Origin of the sequence: Salinimicrobium sp. TIG7-5_MAKvit, assembly GCF_049569215.1 — a bacterium.
In the GTDB taxonomy this organism is placed as follows: Bacteria; Bacteroidota; Bacteroidia; order Flavobacteriales; family Flavobacteriaceae; genus Salinimicrobium; species Salinimicrobium profundisediminis.
Genome location: NZ_CP145903.1, coordinates 1453228 through 1469392, shown reverse-complemented (window position 1 = coordinate 1469392; position 16165 = coordinate 1453228). Strand labels below are relative to the sequence as shown.

Sequence of the window (16165 nt, the reverse complement as noted above, 5' to 3'; positions counted from 1 at the left end):
AATATATGTATTTTTCCTATAACAAAACAACACAAAAATTTAAACTGTTCGTTATGAAAAAATCAATCTATCCCACACTTTTTTTATTCCTGATTTCATTTCCGCTTTTCGCGCAGATTGGCGGGATTGAAAATTCAGTAAACGATGTTTCCGATACCATCAGGACGATTTTCCCAATCATATTAGGTGTAATCTTCCTTGTTGGTTTCCTGTTCAATGCGGGACATTTCTTTGGGGAAAACGCCGACCTCAAAAAAGGGATTACCCGGGTGCTTGTCTTTGTATTAATAGCAGGGGCGGTAGTGGGCATATTTACCTACCTGATTTCAATTGTGGTCTAAGTTCTAATACTCTTAAATTATGAAGAAATTCGAAGTCTATAAAAATATCAGAAAAAAGGCGGTCATTTTCGGGCTGCCCATTTCCCTGTTTGCCTTGATGATGGTTGCGATACTCGCATCCCTCTTAATCATCATTTTTTCGTTCAGCTTTGGGATTATCATAGGTGTTCTGGTGCTTAATGCAGTCCTGTATATCGTTTTGACACGAATAACCATCAATCCACAGCTATTTCAAATGGTAAAGGCTTTTCCAAAGATCATCAGTAACAAAAGAAACTCTGGATTCGATTATGAACAAGATTAACCTTTCGGCATATCAACCCATTGCAGATATTCAGGACAATATCGTATTTGCCAAAAATGGCAATGTGGTCCTATGTTTTAAAGGGAATCTGCCGGAAATATATTCCTTATCCGAAAAGGACTTAGAGGATATGCACGGTGCTTGGTTTCAAGCGTTAAAATCTTTGCCGGTTGGTACCGTAGTTCACAAACAGGATATCTACCTCAAAAAATCATATACTTCAGAGAAACTTCCAAATACAACTTTTCTGGAAAAGGCAACCCACGAACATTTTAAAGGTCGTGGGTATATTGAGCACCGTTGTTATTTGTTCTTCATCTTGACCAAAAATAAGGCACTCAACAATCCTAAGTACGTGAATCCATTCCGTAAGGTTTCTAAAGATATTGTTCAGAAAATGAATGACAACATAAAGAGTTTCGCCAACTCGGTAAGTGATTCGGTTTCCTTCATCAATAATAGCAGAAAGATGGATTTTGTTTCGCTTAAAGCGTGCGACATCCAGCAACTTACTAATGCCTACTTCAATGGCTTTAATGAAGGCTACGATACCGATATTTTACTGGACAAGAAAAGCGTCAATATTGGCGAAACCCATTTTGATGCCCTGGCTATCAATAGCGAACTGTGCTTTGGCGAAAGTGTACAGAGTAGCAAAACCAATGAGAAATTCACTTCTGACAATTTTGTGTTTCATCAAGGGTTTATTGATGGCTTAGGGCTTACGCTTAACGAGAACCATATCGTTAATCAAATTCTGTATCTGGATGACAAACAGAAATGGCGCAAGCTGCTGGATAAGAAAATAGAGGAACTGAACAAAAGTTCCAATTTCGGTTCGCAGAATAAAGTGGTTCTGGGGAAAATCCAGCACATCCTTGACCGAATTAATGCTGATGACAATGCGCGTATTATTCGTGGTCATCTTAACATTGTGTATTGGTCAAAAGATGCAAAAGAACTCGATAAAATAACCTCAAAAATTAAGACTGAATTTAAGGAATTGGATATCATCCCTTATTACCCAAGAGGCGAAGAACGTAAGAATTATATACTAAACAGTTACTGCTGTTTCTCGTCCAATTTCTCAAATAATGATTTATACGTAACCGATTTAAAACACGCGCTATGCCTGTTCATCAATAACACCAACTACAAAAGCGACGCTACCGGAATCATCTTTAACGACCGGGAACATAATATCCCTGTGCTAAAGGATGTATGGGACGAGAAGAAGAAGCGAATTAAAGCCAGGAACTTTGCCATCTTCGCCCCTACAGGAGAAGGCAAATCCTTCTTGGCGAACAATATCCTAAGGCAATACTTTGAAAGTGGGGTTCGACTGGTTATTATTGATTTGGGTGGTTCTTATACCAAGTTTGCCAAACTCTATCCTGAAAAATATACCGTGCTTAGGTACGAAAGCGGAAAGAACCTTGGTATCAACCCATTTTATATAAGCAATACAAATGACCTCACACCAGAACGGTTAGAAGACTTATCAGTGTTCCTATTTGAATTGTTTGCTTCAGATTTGAAAGTGACCAAAGCACAATCAGTTTCGGTTAAAAAAATACTACGCCATTATTACGATAGCACTTCAAAAAATCATTCTCTGAATGGTTTTTACAGCTTTATAGAAAGGAACCAAAAAGAACTTCTGAGCACCCTAAAAATCCATCCCGACTACTTCAATGTTACAAACTTCTTGCACGTAATATCTGAATATGTCGGCGATGGTCTATATAGTTTCCTGTTTGAAATGAGCGAAGACCAAACCTATAAAATTGAAGACAAACGTCTGATCGTTTTTGAGTTGGATGAAGTAAAGGACAACAAGGAAATTTTGTCGGTAATGTTGAAGCTTATAAAGTCAGCCATCCAAAGAACCATTTGGAAGAATAGAGCTAAAAAAGGCATCATCCTTTTCGACGAGTTTGCCAAACAACTAAAGTTTGAAAACGTATTGGAAAGCGTGGAATTCTACTATCAAGCGATACGTAAACAAAACGGTGCAATCGGGATTATTCTACAATCCATCAACCAGCTGCCCAACAATTCGACTTCCGCAAGTATTCTTGAAAACACGCAAGTTATTTATAGCCTGAACAACGAAAAGGGTTATGACGAACTGGCCAGGCGGTTAAACCTTTCCAGTCACGACCTTAACCAGTTAAAATCCATCAGGAACAATCTTTCCGGAGCGCGTAAGTATACCGAAATGTTTATCAAGATCGGAACGGAAAGCAATGTCTTCCGTCTGGAAGTACCCAAAGAAGCTTATGCAGCTTTCTTAACCGATGGATACGAGAATGAAGAAATAATGAAGCTTTATGAAAAGCATCAGGATATGGAGAAAGCAATTACAAAGTATTCATCCAAAAAAATAAAAATATGAGAACAAAAATTTTAATTCTTGGAATGGCTATCTTTTTTAGTCTAAACACCCGGGCCCAGGGAATGCCGGTTTACGATAATACGAACTTTATCAGCCTGGTGAAGTCGCTGGTGGAATCTGCAAAGCAGACTTCCCAGCTTTTAAAAACTGCTGAATTCCTGAAACAGCAGAAAGAAAATCTTGAAAAAGTAAACAATGTAGTTAAGCAGTTAAAAGCCGTACAGGAAATAGGCCGGAACAATCAACGTCTTATCAACGTAATGCAGAATGACTTACAGAACATTCTCAACTCACCCTATATCAAACCAGAGGAAATCCAACGGGTGACTGAATCTTTTAACTCCATTGTAGAAAACTCATTAGAAACAATGGACTTTATTGATGAAATCCTGTCCAGCGATTACCTCAAAATGAGCGATGCCGACCGTGCGTATATCCTAAAAGAAAAGGAAGAAGAATCCAAAATTATGGTTTCAGAAATCACATTGAAAACGAAGCGATACCGTGATATTATTTCTTTCCGAAAGATGCAGGATAAAATCAATAATCGTGAAACAGAATATTAATTATGGCTGCTAATATCATCTTAGGAATAGGTCTGGAATATGTTGATACCATTTTCCAGACCATACAAAATAGTAGCTTTTCGCAATACACCATTGCGGGAATGAAAACGCTCGCTGTCCTGTTCTTTTTGGTCAATATCCTTAAAAAATACAATGAAGGCATCGCAGATAAGGATGGCTACACTTGGGGATTGAGTCCAGGCGAACTGATCAAGAATTTTGCCATTGTCATTTTGGTCATATTCTCAACTCAGGTTTTAGGATTTTTTGACGGGATTTTAGTGGCTATCGAAAGTCAATATCGTGGCACAGCACCCGCATTGCTTCCATTGCAAATGCAGGACATTCCCATTGAAGAGGACGTTAGTATCATAGAGGTTGCTCAAGCGGCTATGACGCTCTTATATGAAGCCTTGGTAACACCGCTTTATGGATTCAAAATATTTGCATTTATCATTTGTCTTTTCCTATGGATTTTGGACTTGTTCATCTATCCTTTGTTTTTGGCCGAACGTTTCTTCCTGTTGGGGATTATGCAAGCGTTTTTCCCATTGGTTATTAGTCTTGCCGTATTTGAAAAATTCCGTTCATTGGCTTACACGTTTTTCAAGCTTTATGCGGCAGTATATATGTTAGTACCTGCCTTCTTTTTGGTTAACGTGTTTGTGAATGCCCTGTACACAGAAATCAACACAAACTTCTGGAATAACCTTTTTGGAACAGATGTCGGCAGTGGCTTTTTTGCGCCGGTTGTCCAGCTTGGTTCGGTGGGCTTCATTGTCTTTCTGAAATTCAAATTATATAGACGCGCCACGTCATTCACACTCAGACTATTTACCAACTAAATCTATTCAGAATGAAAACACCATATAAGAATATTTACAATGTCCTAAAGCTGAATCGGTTTGTCGTTTTGGCAGTCGTTGTCTGTGCGCTGCTGTCCAGCACATTTTCGGTTTGGATGGTATTCAACACCAATCAAAAAGCGCTCGATAGTGCCTTTGCCATTAATACTGATGGCAGTATCATTCCACTGAAGCTCGTGACCCAAAAGGAGAATTTTCGGGTTGAAGCTTTGGCGCATTTGGATCTGTTCCACAATTACTTCTATAACATCGATGCCAGTAATTATGAACGAAACTTGGAAAAGGCATTGTGGCTGGGCAATAGTTCCGTGGACAATCTCTACCGTCAGAAAAAAGCGGATGGTGTTTACAACAGATTGCTTCAGTATTCCTTGGTTCAAAAAGTACTGAGTATCGATTCACGGATAAATGAAAATAATGGCTCGTATAGCTTTACTACGACCACCATTTTTGAAATCAATAGAGGTTCAATTATCGACACCTATGAGTTGGTTTCCACCGGAAACTTGATTATGGTTGACCGAAACTTCCCGAACAATCCGCACGGATTGTTGATTACCAACTATTTCGAGAACACCTTAAAAAAACTAAACGATGAAAGTTGAGCCGACCCGCCTGCCGTCGGACAGGTAATCGGCATTTAAAAAAACACGATTATGAAAGTAGAAAAAAACAAGATAGTATTTGCAGCGGTATTGGCCGTGATTTTCATATTCCTGATTTCCTATTCCGTTATGGTAATGGGCGATGATGAAAGTGAGACTAAAAACCTCAAACAGACCTTAGTGCCAGATTTGGAAGAGGATCAAAAAGAGTATGATTCCAAACTGGATGCGATTAACGACTTGAAAAAAGTACGTGAAAACAATGCGCCCAGCATCTATGATGAAAAGTTAATTGATTCCTTGGGATTTTACGATCCAGACCTTCCAGAAAGAGAAAAAGAGCGTATCGTAGATAGCATATATGAAGCTGGAAAAATTTATTATTCAGAAAAACGATACCAAAACTTGGGACAGAAAAGAACTGTTCGCAAAGTGGTATCAACAATTGATTCTGCTGAAGTAAAGCGAGAACAAAAAATCCAAGCGAAAGAATTGGGCTTGGAACATCAATTGTTTTTTTCTGCTGCGCCCAAACCCAATGAAGTTTCAATCATCGACAATACAGATGAAACTATTTACGTGGTTGTAGATGGTGACCAAGTTGTAAAAGCAAACACCAGATTGCGAATGCGCTTGACTAAAGCTGCTACCATAAATGGTAAGCTAATGGTAAAGAATACACCCATTTTCGGTTTTATAAGCTTTCAGCCTAACCGGGCTTTAATTGAAATTGAAAACATACAACACCATCCTACCAAACTTAAGGCTTTTGATTTATCTGATGGAAGCGAAGGCATCTACGTACAGAATAATTTTAGAGCAGAAGCCACCACCGAAGTTTTGGACGATATTATTGGCGACATCAATATCCCTACCGTTCCGCAAGTAGGTGGCGTAACAAAGGTGCTCAGACGTAACAACCGTAATGTAAAAGTTACAGTACTAAACAACTACAAACTCATTTTAAAACCCAAATTATGAAATCATTTATCTCAGTTTTAATAGTCCTATTGATTGCCGCTTCCGCGAAAGCACAACAGCAACCCATACCACTCGACACTATTTATGCAAACGATACCAAAAACGTTGCGCTATTTTTTCCTGAACCCATACGACAAGGCATAACGGGTTCGGACAATTTTGTTTTTACCTACAACCGTGAAAAAGAACAGTATTTCGGACTTCTTCAAGCAAAGCCTGGGAAGGAAAGTAATTTGCTGGTAGTCAACAGAAATGGTTCGATTTTTTCGTATATTGTAAGGTATAAACAAAAGCTTTCTAAGCTCAATTATTTCATTCCGCTATCAAATAGTATCGGTAATGAAAAACCGATTGCAAAGGATTCGGTTCTTGTTGAATCTTCTGAAGAACTTGTAGATGACAGCACCTATTATTACCAAAAATTCTGCTCATATCTTCTTAAAAGAAAACAGCGCATAGGGCGCATCAAGAAACGAAACGAAGGTATTATCTTGAACGTAGAAAATATTGTTTTTGATAAAGAGGAACTCTATTTCGTTATCGAGATTGAAAATAATTCTACGTTGGATTACGATTTGAATTTCTTGAACCTTTCGATTGAAACTCGGCAAAAAGGGAAAAGAAAATCATTGCAACGACTTAATCAAGAACCGATATATAAACATAATCAGCCGTCTAAGATTAAGGAAAATGAAACGGCTCGCTTTGTTTATGTGCTGCCCAAATTTTCATTATCCGATGACCGTCGAGCAATTTTGGAATTGAATGAAAAGGATGGCGAACGCAATATAGAACTGAAAATATCACATAGATATATTAATAACCCAAATTAATACTGTTATGAAAAGAATAGTCATTTGCTCGCTCGTACTGTTGTTCCTTTCTTGTTCAGAAAGCACAACAAAATCCCCTTCTGAAACTTCCAAAGTTGTTGCAGAAAGCTTTTTCTCAAAAGATGAATCAGCCTTAAAAAAACATACCACTTCAGAAGGCTATGCCAGTCTGATTACCGTACAGAATATGATGCCAGATTCTGATAAAGAGATTGAGGTAGAAATTTTAGATGAAGCTGTTGATGGCGAACTTGCCTGGGTAAAATACAGCACCACCTACGATGGGAAAATAGGAATTTTTAAACTGACTAAAGAAAATGGTCAATGGAAAGTTACCAGTAAAGGTCCGAAGGAAAAAGGGCCTTTTTAAAAAGGATTTTTTAGTTTTTATCGAGGTTGATTTTCCAATAACCTCTTGTACCACCAACACGCTCTATAAAGCCGGTATCCTTCAAATTGTTTAGATGCTTTTGGATTGCAGATTCGTTTATGTGTAATACCTCGGCAATTCCTGAACGGCTTATTCGATTATCTAAAGCAATTAACTTCAAAACTTCCTTTTGTCTATGTGTCAATTCTTTAATATCGTCAATTACGGCAACCTTTTGACCACCTATTTGACCACCTTCTTCTACAGTAGTTTCTTTAGCTGTAAGGTGAATTGTGCCATTTATAACAATACCTCCGATATTTGAAATTATTAGAAAAGTATGCAAAAATCAAGCCTATTGCGATATACGGCTATTTGGGAAATATATTTGAAATAAATTAGAAAAAAAAGCAAATTGTAATTCATATCCCCGTGCTAATCCCTTGACATCTAAAGAGAAGTTTCAATTTTAATGAGAAAAGTAAACAATATTACTATTTTTGTGGTTTTTCAAATAAGTATTTATGCCAAAGAGAAATCACTTAAGAATACTTGCAAATCAGCAATTAGAAGAAGCAGGGGAAGTAAAATTTAATTATGGTTTTGCCACGCAAGAGGAGGAAGTAAATAGAGAACCAAATTATATCTTGATGGCAAGAGCATTTAGTAACGATTTACGTTCCTTCCGTCGTGACTTGCAAGAAAAGCGAGCTTCAAAAGATGATGAAATTGATGTTCCTTACGATATAGATTATGTTGAGATTGATTTTATAGGTCAGTTTAACATTGAGAAATATTATCAAATATGGTATAATACTTTTGGGTTAGAAGGTGTTAGTTTTACTGAATATAACAGAACTGCAATATTTTCTATTACTGACAGGGAAAAATTTCGCCTTTTTATAAATAGCGTGGAGACCCTTATCCGAAAAGGGTTGGAAAATATTAATGAAGTTATTCCTTCCAGATACATTCTCTATGTAAAGAACTTCAAATTGCTTACATTAACTGATATTCTGCAAGTAACCGCTGAACATATTGGTAATGTGGTAGTTTTAAAAACAATTGAACTACCGGCAAATTCTGAAATCGAAAATAATATTTTAAATGCCCTCGAAAAATATTTAAACGACCATCTGATAGAATATTTGATTGATAGAGAAAACCATAGATTGGAGATTTTCGATGCAACTTTAGACCAACTCATTACTATTGCCCAAAATTTTGATGTTATTGAAAGCATTACATCCTCTCTTTCGGGCGTTATTCGACCTGGAGTATATAATGTTCCAGAAAGAGGATTTGGTTTTGAAATTGCAAACTCTAATGAGAATTTACCACTTATTGGTATACTCGACACAGGCATAAGTATGCAAACGCCATTAGCCGCAATTACCCTGCAAGATGACACTTTTTCACTTGACGGAAACCCTCTTATTGATAACTATAATCGCAATGGTCACGGAACAATGGTCGGTGCGCTTGCATCGTTAGGGAAGTACAACCATACAAATGAGTTTAAAGGAGAGGTTAATGCAGATGCTAAGCTTCTTTCAATGAAATTATTAAGTAATGGTGATGGCTATCTGTCTGAAAAGGGAGTAATTGATATGCTCTATCGTGCTAAGACAAAATATCCTTCACTTGATTTATTCGTCTTAACATTTTGCTATAAAACTCACAAGAAGACTAATGAGACGTTTTCAAACTATACTTATGAGTTGGATAAATTTGCTCACGAGACTGACAGTTTGATATTTATCAGTACTGGAAATAATCCGCACGCTCTTAATAAAAATACAGATTATGATATAGATTACTTCAACAATGAACACACTAACCTAAATACACCAGCGGACTCTATGAATAATATTACCGTAGGTGCCGCAGCTGATGGTCTATACAATGGCGCCTTCAATGGAATTTCTTCCGGGAAAGAGTTCCCAACAATTTATTCAAGAAAAGATCACGTAGACCTTTCGGTTCTTTATCCACCAAAAAAGAAAAATAAAAATCTATTTAAACCAGATATTTTAGAAAGTGGTGGTGACTATGGATTTTATGAACCAAACACTATAGATTTTATGGAAAATGCGGCGATGTCGGTTCTTTCTTCAAATCCTGCGATGGGATTTACCAAGGATGTTGGTACAAGTCTGGCTGCCCCACTTGCTGCAAATCTTGCAGCTAAACTTAAAATAGCATATCCCGATTTAAAATCCCAAACCATTAAAGCACTCATAATTAATGGTGCTTCTCTGGAAAACACCAAATATCCGGCAGCTTATGAAAACTTGTTGAATCGCACTTCAGGGTATGGTATTTTGGAAGCTCAATCTACAATATTTTCAAATGAAAATGCAGCCACACTTGTACTTGAAGATAGTATTAAAGCAGAAGAACAAAAAATATATCCTCTCAATTTTCCGGATTATTTACTAACAACAGACTTAGGTAAGAAAAGAGGTATATTAAAAGTTACCGCTACTTTGTGCTTCAGTTTTAGACCGTTGCAGCACAATCAACTCACCTACTGTCCTATACATATGGCTTTTTGCGTGTTTCGTAATCATACATCAAATCAGATTAATGCTAAAGACAAAGATTTAAATTCAAAACTACGTACTGGTCAAACCTGGTCGCAGTCAGCACGGGAGAAATCAAATCCCTTACCATATAGTAACGTTCAAAAAATCGAATTCTTTATCAATTTAGACCATTTACGAAGCGAGGAAAAAACCTTAAAATTGGCTGTACAGTCAAGACTATCGAATCAAATTATGGCTTCCCAAATCGAAAATTACCCTAATAAATTTAATTTTTCTTTGGTCGTTAAAATTGAGGAAACTACAAAAAGTCCAACAGGTAGGTTATATGATGAACTAAGGGCAATTAATAAAGTTGAAATTATAACAGCTGCACAAGCAGATGCTGATTTAGAAGGAGAGGTTTAATGAGATGAGGAAATTTCCAGTGATTTTTTTTCAGCGATTACAAGATTCTTCCAGATATGACTATTTATTTTTGTAATGACCTTTATTTCATTATCGCTTTGTTGAAACAAACTGCGCTTGAGCGCAGTAAGCAAAGTTTTTTGTATGCTATAATAAGAAAGTCCGATGCATTGGCTCATCACTTTAGCAGCTTCTTTTTTGTTGCTGAATATGAAACCACTTTTACTTAGGGTAAGTTCAACAAGATTCCTTATTTGAGAAATGGTAGGTAGTGAAAATCCAATAATATTATCAAATCGTCTGGTTAAAGCTGTGTCCAGCATCTCCTTTTGATTAGTAGCGGCAATCACGATACTACTTTGAGGAAGGTAATCGAACAGCTGTAGAATTGTATTTACTACACGTTTCATTTCGCCGTGGTCTTGGCTGTAATCACGAACTTTACCGAGACTATCAAATTCATCAATAAAAATAATACAATCTTCTAACGCTGCCTTTCTAAATATTTTCGATAAATTCTTACTCGTTTCACCAAGTTTTGAAGAGACGATGGCACCTAAATTCACAACTACCATCATTTTTTTAAGTTCTCCAGCGATAACATAAGAAGCCAATGTTTTTCCACATCCCGAAGGTCCGTGAAGTAAAAGTTTGTTTGCTACAGGCAAATTAAATCTTTGTAAAAGCTCTATCCTATCGTGCTCTTCAATAAAGTGTTTGAGGTCATTCATTACTTTATCTTCAGCAACAATGTTTTCTAAAGAATAGTCTGAAGTAATTTTTTCAAGAATTAACTCTTGAATGTCACGGTCATCAACACGTTGATAATAGGAATCTGACCCAACTTTAGTCAAATTGTTTACACTCTGTTGACGCATCGATTCCTTTAAAATTGATTGCAATTGTATGGCAAAATTAACTTTTTTTGTTTTTTTAGAGTATTCGACAAGCTCGTTAAGCACAGTCAATAAGCGGTCTTGATCATTTTCCAGACCATATTTAGCAATCTCTTTTATATAATCAAATTGACTCAAAATTCTACAGTAAATTATATGCGAATATAACGAAACTTGTTCTATTTTTAGTATTTCATTGAGAACAAAGTGCGTTACATCTATTTGAAATTACAACCTCATATGTTGAATTATTTTGTTTTAGAATCCACTAAATCAGTAATTTGCAATAAGCATTTTTCCAATTTTTAAAAACAACTCTCTTACTTCCTTTTATTTTGCAATCTAATACGCCCCATAACACCAGTTTATACCCATCTTTAAGAAATAATTCAATCGGTTCATAAAATAAAATGTTATGTAAATATCGACCGCGCCTCATCATATATCCTATCAAAATTAGTAGATAAATCAGCCTGAGAAAATTGCTTGGATTCTTCAGGAAGTTGCCGTTGAATTTCGGACAATCTAAACTGCACCTTTTTATCCTTTCCATCTGCATAAGTGATAAACTCGCCCTGTTTCAAACGAAAAAAAACATCTGCTCTTATTTTAGGGATTTCCTTTTCTCCGGTGGTAATTCGGGTATCAAAATCCAGATTATGACCGCGGCTCACACTTTTGGTTGGATCTTTGATGATTTCAAAAAAACGTTCGTAGTATTTGGCGGTGTCCGGATCATTGACCTTGCCAAAAAACTGGTAGGATAAATTGCTCAATATGGCCTTGCTCGCCTTATCGCCGTACATCATATCGTTCTGGATCTTGTCCTGCATCACATAGACCGTAGAAATATTATAGCTCCGCAATGTTGCCGGAATACGGTGCATATTCAATAAGCGTATGGTCGGCGCTTCTTCCATCAACAGGAAAGAGGGTTTTGAATTCCGCACGCTCATTTGTTTGGTGATGGTATGAATAATAGTCGCGATAACGGGCGAATATGAAGTTTCAAATTTCGGGTTGTTCACCACAGAAATTACGGCGGGATTTTCTGGATTATTAATATTAAGCGGCACTTCATCTGCGGACAAAGCCATAAAGATGCGTTGGGTGCTTATCCGTTTTAGTGCATTGGCCAAGGTGCTTTTTACCCCTGCGGTCTGCCGTTCCGAATCCTTGCCGCTAATAAAGGCATCTGCCATTGCCCGTGATGTCGTATTGGTTTCCAAAAACTGGATCAGGCTGTCCGTATCCAGATATTGATAAATCGCAATCAAATGTGGAAGGGTACAGAATTTCGGATAGGATGTTTTCAGTTTCCAAATTAATCCGCCAATTAACCCTTCAGCTGCATCATTAAAAAATTTAGTCGTGCCGCTCGTGCCGGATTCCCTCTGTTCCAAAAGGTTCTCGATCAGCACCCGGGAAACCTCGTTTACGCTTTCCTCGTTCTCTAAATATCGTGGGGCAATAGGATTTACCCTGTGGATGATTTTATCAAAGGAAATAACCTTAAAAGGGATATTGCTATCCTTGAACAGCGGATAGGCTATTTCCGTCAGCTCAAAATCCTTATAGTCGTGAATGATCCCGCAAAATCCTTCTTTTTGAAAATGCCTTAAAAAACCATACACCACGCTTTCCGTCTTACCGCTTCCAGCGGATCCTATGATGGATGCCCCACGTTTTACGTTTTCCAGTTTAAAATTTCCATTCCTAGTGGCAAAACTTACACGATACTTGCCCTCGACATTTTTTGGCTCATCGGTACTGTGCAAGAAAACGTACATTCCTGTATTAATTAGCATCAGCGGACAGACCAGCACCAATGAAATCGAGATTAAGTCATTGCTATTCGATAGGCAAAATACCAAAGCTCCAAGCAAAACCACGTTTAAAATAAAGGCATAACGCGTCACTTTGTACCCCATATAAAATAAGATACTTGTTAAACCAATGATTGAGAGTATCGTTGTAAGGTTGTCCAGTTGCATAACAAAAATTTAGATTCCGATGGAACTTGATTTGATGGCCACGTCCAAACCTTTGCGCAGCTTATTGAAAACCTTTAGGGCAAGCTGCGCCTGGTTGGTCGGGATGCTTGGCATTATCGGGATGCCCGTTTCCCGCATCAGTTTGAAGGCTATTGCCTTTTCGTTGGTGGGCAATTTCATCAAAGAAGCAAAATAGATTTTAGGACTTTTAATAAAATCCTTTCGCGCCTTGTAGGTTTCCGCAAAATTCCTTTGGTAGCCAAACGTCCTGTCAAAGGTCTTTTCGGCATTTTCAAAAAATTTATCCCGGTCAAAACCTCGTTTAACTTGTTTCCCTCTCATCTCAACATCGGAAGCTTTGTATTTACTCCCGGGCGAAAGACTGAACGAATTGGATGCATCCTTGCGGCTTACGATAATATGGATATGGCTTTGGCTTCCGGCCTTGGGCACCCCTTGAACGATCCGTTTGCCATCCTGTTGATGCGGTGCTTGCTTTTCCAATTTTGCGATTTCCCGTTCCCGCTTCCCAACACTTCCTTCCATCGAGCCGCTTTCAATACTTCTGATCTCATTTTTTAGGTGCAATATTTTGGTGGCAAAAGGTTGGTTTTCTTTGATCTGTCTGTCCGTTCCCTTAAAGGTTCGTTGGTGCTCAATTTTTGCATAGTATTTAATGTCATCGATGGTCACGGTTCGCCCATTGATTTCCCGGTTGAACGATGCCACATAATCCTTCATCAGCTCACGGGTGTACTTTTTTAAATCTTCACTGCTGTTCTGCAATCTGTTTAATTCATACTTCGATGGACTGACCGTGATCGAATAGAATTTCGGCTCTTTCTTTTTCAGTTTGGCACCGTTTCCGTCAATATCCTTTACCACTTCTTCCGCTGAAAATTCATAGCCATATTGGTTGAAAAAGTGTTCCATATCTTCCTGTTCCAGACTTTGATTTTCCTTCTCCAGATAGTCCACAAAATCTGCCGAACTTTGGGAATAGTTCCCACCCAGTTTTTGAGGTGTGATTGTGATGTACATAGCTCAAAGATTTAGAGTTCGTTGTTGTGGTTTTGTTTTTCTTGAAATTTTACTTTCGGCTTTTCTTCCACAAATTTCTTCTCTAAGATTAGGGGTTTCTTTTTGGGTTCTTCGGTCTGGAAAAGGGATTCGATCATCGCCACGGTGGGTTTCGTCTGGGTCTTTTCCATATCCCGCATTATGGCAATTACCGCATTGATCCGTTTCTTTAAATTGGCCTCAATCGTCCTTCCGGTCGGGCCCAGTTTTTCCCGTGGGGATATCTCGTTGTAGAAGAAAAAATCGAGCATCACAGCCATTGCCTCGGTGTGCGATTTGAAGTGTGTTCTTGAAAATTGCTGGAAACGCTTGGCGGTTTCCTTTTTGAATCTAATGCCGATAAATGAGTCCATAATTCGCCGATTTGTCGCAAATCCTTCTCTAAAAATGGGCGCTTGAAGGGCATTTGTCGCAAATTGTAGAAATCTAAACAATCACTTGATTTTTAAACAACTAAAAATCAAGTGATTAACAAGGAGTAGGAGTGCTTAACATCGCATCGCGTGTTACCCTCTTGCTACTCCTTTTCGTTCGCCCCGGGCGAACAAAAATTTCGTACAATTTGGCTAAAAGCCAATTGCCAATTTCAGGGAAAAGATTTCCCGTTATGTAATTTTTCGATGGGCAGGGTTATCGGCGAAAGTCAAAAAATGGATACCCCTACGTAAAATTGAATGCTGAATTTCAGCGAAATAAAGATAGGTATTTTTCAACTTATAGGATTTAATTTTCTTAAAAAAATAGCTTCTGTTTTTAGAAAAAGCATTAAATTTAAACAGTAGGCCTACAAGGTCTAAATAACAAAGGGAAAATTCAGGTAACAGCGAATTTTCCCTTTTTAGTTGTTATCCCTGATAATTCAGGTATGCAATTTTTATTTTGATGATTTTTCAAATATTAAACATATAGGTATAACTGTATAAATTCCGCAATGCTTCTTCTTCAATCATCACCTCAAAATTGGCGCAATGTTCCTTTGCATAGTTTCGGATATCATCGCCAAATTTTTGTTCCACATCTTTTTTTGAACTTTCCAAAAGGCGTTCTTGGGCTTCCCCGTTCAGGTCTGAAAAATTCAGATAAATCATAATTTTTAGGTTTTTGAAAGGGTTAATATTCGCTCGGCAGCATCAACGTATTATCCACAAAAAATAACCGCAGTTCATCCAATGGAAAATCCGTTACATTGTATCGGTGGGTTTCAAAAATGTTCCCGTTTCCATCGCTGTACGTTATTTCGGCTTCGTACCCAGAATAATCCTGTTTTTCCTTGGACAGCCTTTTAAAGTCGATGGTTACAAAATAGCTTTTATCCATCAAGGTTTTGGCAAATGCCGAGGTATCGGTAATCAGCCAAAAACATTCCGCAGCTTCCGCCAAATATTTTAGTCCGTTGGTGTATCGGGTTCTTAATAATGGGATTTGAAACACGGTTTCCGACCCGTGAAAATGTTGTAATCCCTCTTTGATTTCGTTAACTTGTGCTTTCATATTAATTTCATTTAAAGAATTGATAATGAAAAAGAGGGCGCTACTTTAGACGGAAACGCCCTCTTTAATATTAGATTACTCGGCTGAATTATTGCCGTTCTTAGTTCCCAACAAAAGGATTTCATTGGCTTCTACTTCGGTAACATATCTTTTGATACCGTCCTTGTCCTCGTAGCTTCGGGATTTCAATTTTCCGGTTACCCTGATTTCCTTGCCCTTTCCGGCATACTTCTCGATGATTTCGGCAGTTTTGCCCCAAGCTACAATCGTGTGCCATTCTGTACTTTGGACTTTTTCGCCCTTGGCATCTTTGTAATACTCGTTTGTGGCGAGTGAAAGACGGGCTACCTTTTTACCGCTTTCAAGGTTCGTGATCTGTGGCTCTTGGCCAACGTTTCCGATTAACTGTACGTGATTTTTTAAAGTACTCATAATAAAAGATTTAAAGATTAATTAAAATGCTACCCGAACCATTCAGATAGTTTG

The 16165-nt window shown here is 37.8% G+C and carries 18 protein-coding genes; 10 read left to right on the top strand and 8 right to left on the bottom strand.

Annotation, left to right across the window (positions count from 1 at the left end):
- The first annotated feature begins 53 nt into the window (after positions 1–53).
- Genes V5739_RS06700 through V5739_RS06660 form a run of 9 tightly spaced genes read left to right on the top strand, consistent with a single transcriptional unit; the run spans position 54 to position 7264 of the window.
- The gene (locus V5739_RS06700) at positions 54–341 is read left to right on the top strand and encodes a hypothetical protein (protein ID WP_423820139.1); all 288 of its coding nucleotides are present in this window, start codon (positions 54–56) and stop codon (positions 339–341) included.
- Positions 342–360: 19 nt separating this feature from the next.
- Positions 361–645, top strand: a complete 285-nt coding sequence (locus tag V5739_RS06695) for a hypothetical protein (protein WP_423820138.1) — start codon at positions 361–363, stop codon at positions 643–645.
- Positions 632–3043: a TraG family conjugative transposon ATPase gene (locus tag V5739_RS06690; RefSeq protein WP_423820137.1), complete on the top strand. Its 2412-nt coding sequence runs from the start codon at positions 632–634 to the stop codon at positions 3041–3043. The genes V5739_RS06695 and V5739_RS06690 overlap by 14 nt, the downstream gene beginning before the upstream one ends.
- Complete coding sequence (locus tag V5739_RS06685) at positions 3040–3609, top strand: conjugal transfer protein (RefSeq protein WP_423820136.1); 570 nt, start codon at positions 3040–3042, stop codon at positions 3607–3609. The genes V5739_RS06690 and V5739_RS06685 overlap by 4 nt, the downstream gene beginning before the upstream one ends.
- A 2-nt stretch (positions 3610–3611) precedes the next feature.
- The gene (locus V5739_RS06680; RefSeq protein ID WP_423820135.1) at positions 3612–4454 is read left to right on the top strand and encodes a hypothetical protein; all 843 of its coding nucleotides are present in this window, start codon (positions 3612–3614) and stop codon (positions 4452–4454) included.
- A gap of 11 nt (positions 4455–4465) precedes the next feature.
- Positions 4466–5080: a conjugal transfer protein TraK gene (locus V5739_RS06675; RefSeq protein ID WP_311686793.1), complete on the top strand. Its 615-nt coding sequence runs from the start codon at positions 4466–4468 to the stop codon at positions 5078–5080.
- Between the two features lie 51 nt (positions 5081–5131).
- Complete coding sequence (traM, locus tag V5739_RS06670; RefSeq protein WP_423820134.1) at positions 5132–6061, top strand: conjugative transposon protein TraM; 930 nt, start codon at positions 5132–5134, stop codon at positions 6059–6061.
- Positions 6058–6894, top strand: a complete 837-nt coding sequence (locus V5739_RS06665; RefSeq protein ID WP_311686789.1) for a DUF4138 domain-containing protein — start codon at positions 6058–6060, stop codon at positions 6892–6894. Before traM ends, V5739_RS06665 begins: the two co-directional genes overlap by 4 nt.
- A 7-nt stretch (positions 6895–6901) precedes the next feature.
- On the top strand, positions 6902–7264 hold the full coding sequence (locus V5739_RS06660) for a hypothetical protein (protein ID WP_311686787.1): 363 nt from the start codon (positions 6902–6904) through the stop codon (positions 7262–7264).
- Positions 7265–7274: 10 nt separating this feature from the next.
- Here V5739_RS06660 and V5739_RS06655 read toward each other — a convergent pair whose 3' ends face one another.
- On the bottom strand, positions 7275–7610 hold the full coding sequence (locus tag V5739_RS06655) for a winged helix-turn-helix domain-containing protein (protein WP_311686785.1): 336 nt from the start codon (positions 7608–7610) through the stop codon (positions 7275–7277).
- 178 nt (positions 7611–7788) lie between these two features.
- On the opposite strand from V5739_RS06655, the gene V5739_RS06650 reads away from it, so the two are divergent.
- Positions 7789–10218 (top strand): S8 family serine peptidase, encoded by a 2430-nt coding sequence (locus V5739_RS06650; protein ID WP_423820133.1) that lies wholly within the window; start codon positions 7789–7791, stop codon positions 10216–10218.
- Here V5739_RS06650 and V5739_RS06645 read toward each other — a convergent pair.
- The 7 genes from V5739_RS06645 to V5739_RS06615 all read right to left on the bottom strand — a co-directional run bounded on the left by V5739_RS06645 (position 10215) and on the right by V5739_RS06615 (position 16111).
- Positions 10215–11252, bottom strand: coding sequence for an AAA family ATPase (locus V5739_RS06645; protein WP_423820132.1), 1038 nt, complete (start codon positions 11250–11252; stop codon positions 10215–10217). The two genes, V5739_RS06650 and V5739_RS06645, sit on opposite strands and share 4 nt — an antisense overlap.
- A 275-nt stretch (positions 11253–11527) precedes the next feature.
- Positions 11528–13108: a type IV secretory system conjugative DNA transfer family protein gene (locus tag V5739_RS06640; RefSeq protein ID WP_311686779.1), complete on the bottom strand. Its 1581-nt coding sequence runs from the start codon at positions 13106–13108 to the stop codon at positions 11528–11530.
- Positions 13109–13117: 9 nt separating this feature from the next.
- The gene (gene mobB, locus V5739_RS06635; protein WP_311686777.1) at positions 13118–14149 is read right to left on the bottom strand and encodes a MobB family relaxase; all 1032 of its coding nucleotides are present in this window, start codon (positions 14147–14149) and stop codon (positions 13118–13120) included.
- An 11-nt stretch (positions 14150–14160) separates the two neighbouring features.
- Complete coding sequence (locus tag V5739_RS06630; RefSeq protein ID WP_311686775.1) at positions 14161–14541, bottom strand: BfmA/BtgA family mobilization protein; 381 nt, start codon at positions 14539–14541, stop codon at positions 14161–14163.
- 537 nt (positions 14542–15078) lie between these two features.
- A complete protein-coding gene (locus V5739_RS06625) occupies positions 15079–15276 on the bottom strand; it encodes a hypothetical protein (RefSeq protein ID WP_311686773.1) in 198 nt (65 codons plus the stop codon).
- 22 nt (positions 15277–15298) lie between these two features.
- On the bottom strand, positions 15299–15679 hold the full coding sequence (locus tag V5739_RS06620) for a DUF6876 family protein (protein WP_423820131.1): 381 nt from the start codon (positions 15677–15679) through the stop codon (positions 15299–15301).
- A gap of 75 nt (positions 15680–15754) precedes the next feature.
- Positions 15755–16111, bottom strand: a complete 357-nt coding sequence (locus V5739_RS06615; RefSeq protein ID WP_423820130.1) for a single-stranded DNA-binding protein — start codon at positions 16109–16111, stop codon at positions 15755–15757.
- Positions 16112–16165: the final 54 nt, after the last annotated feature.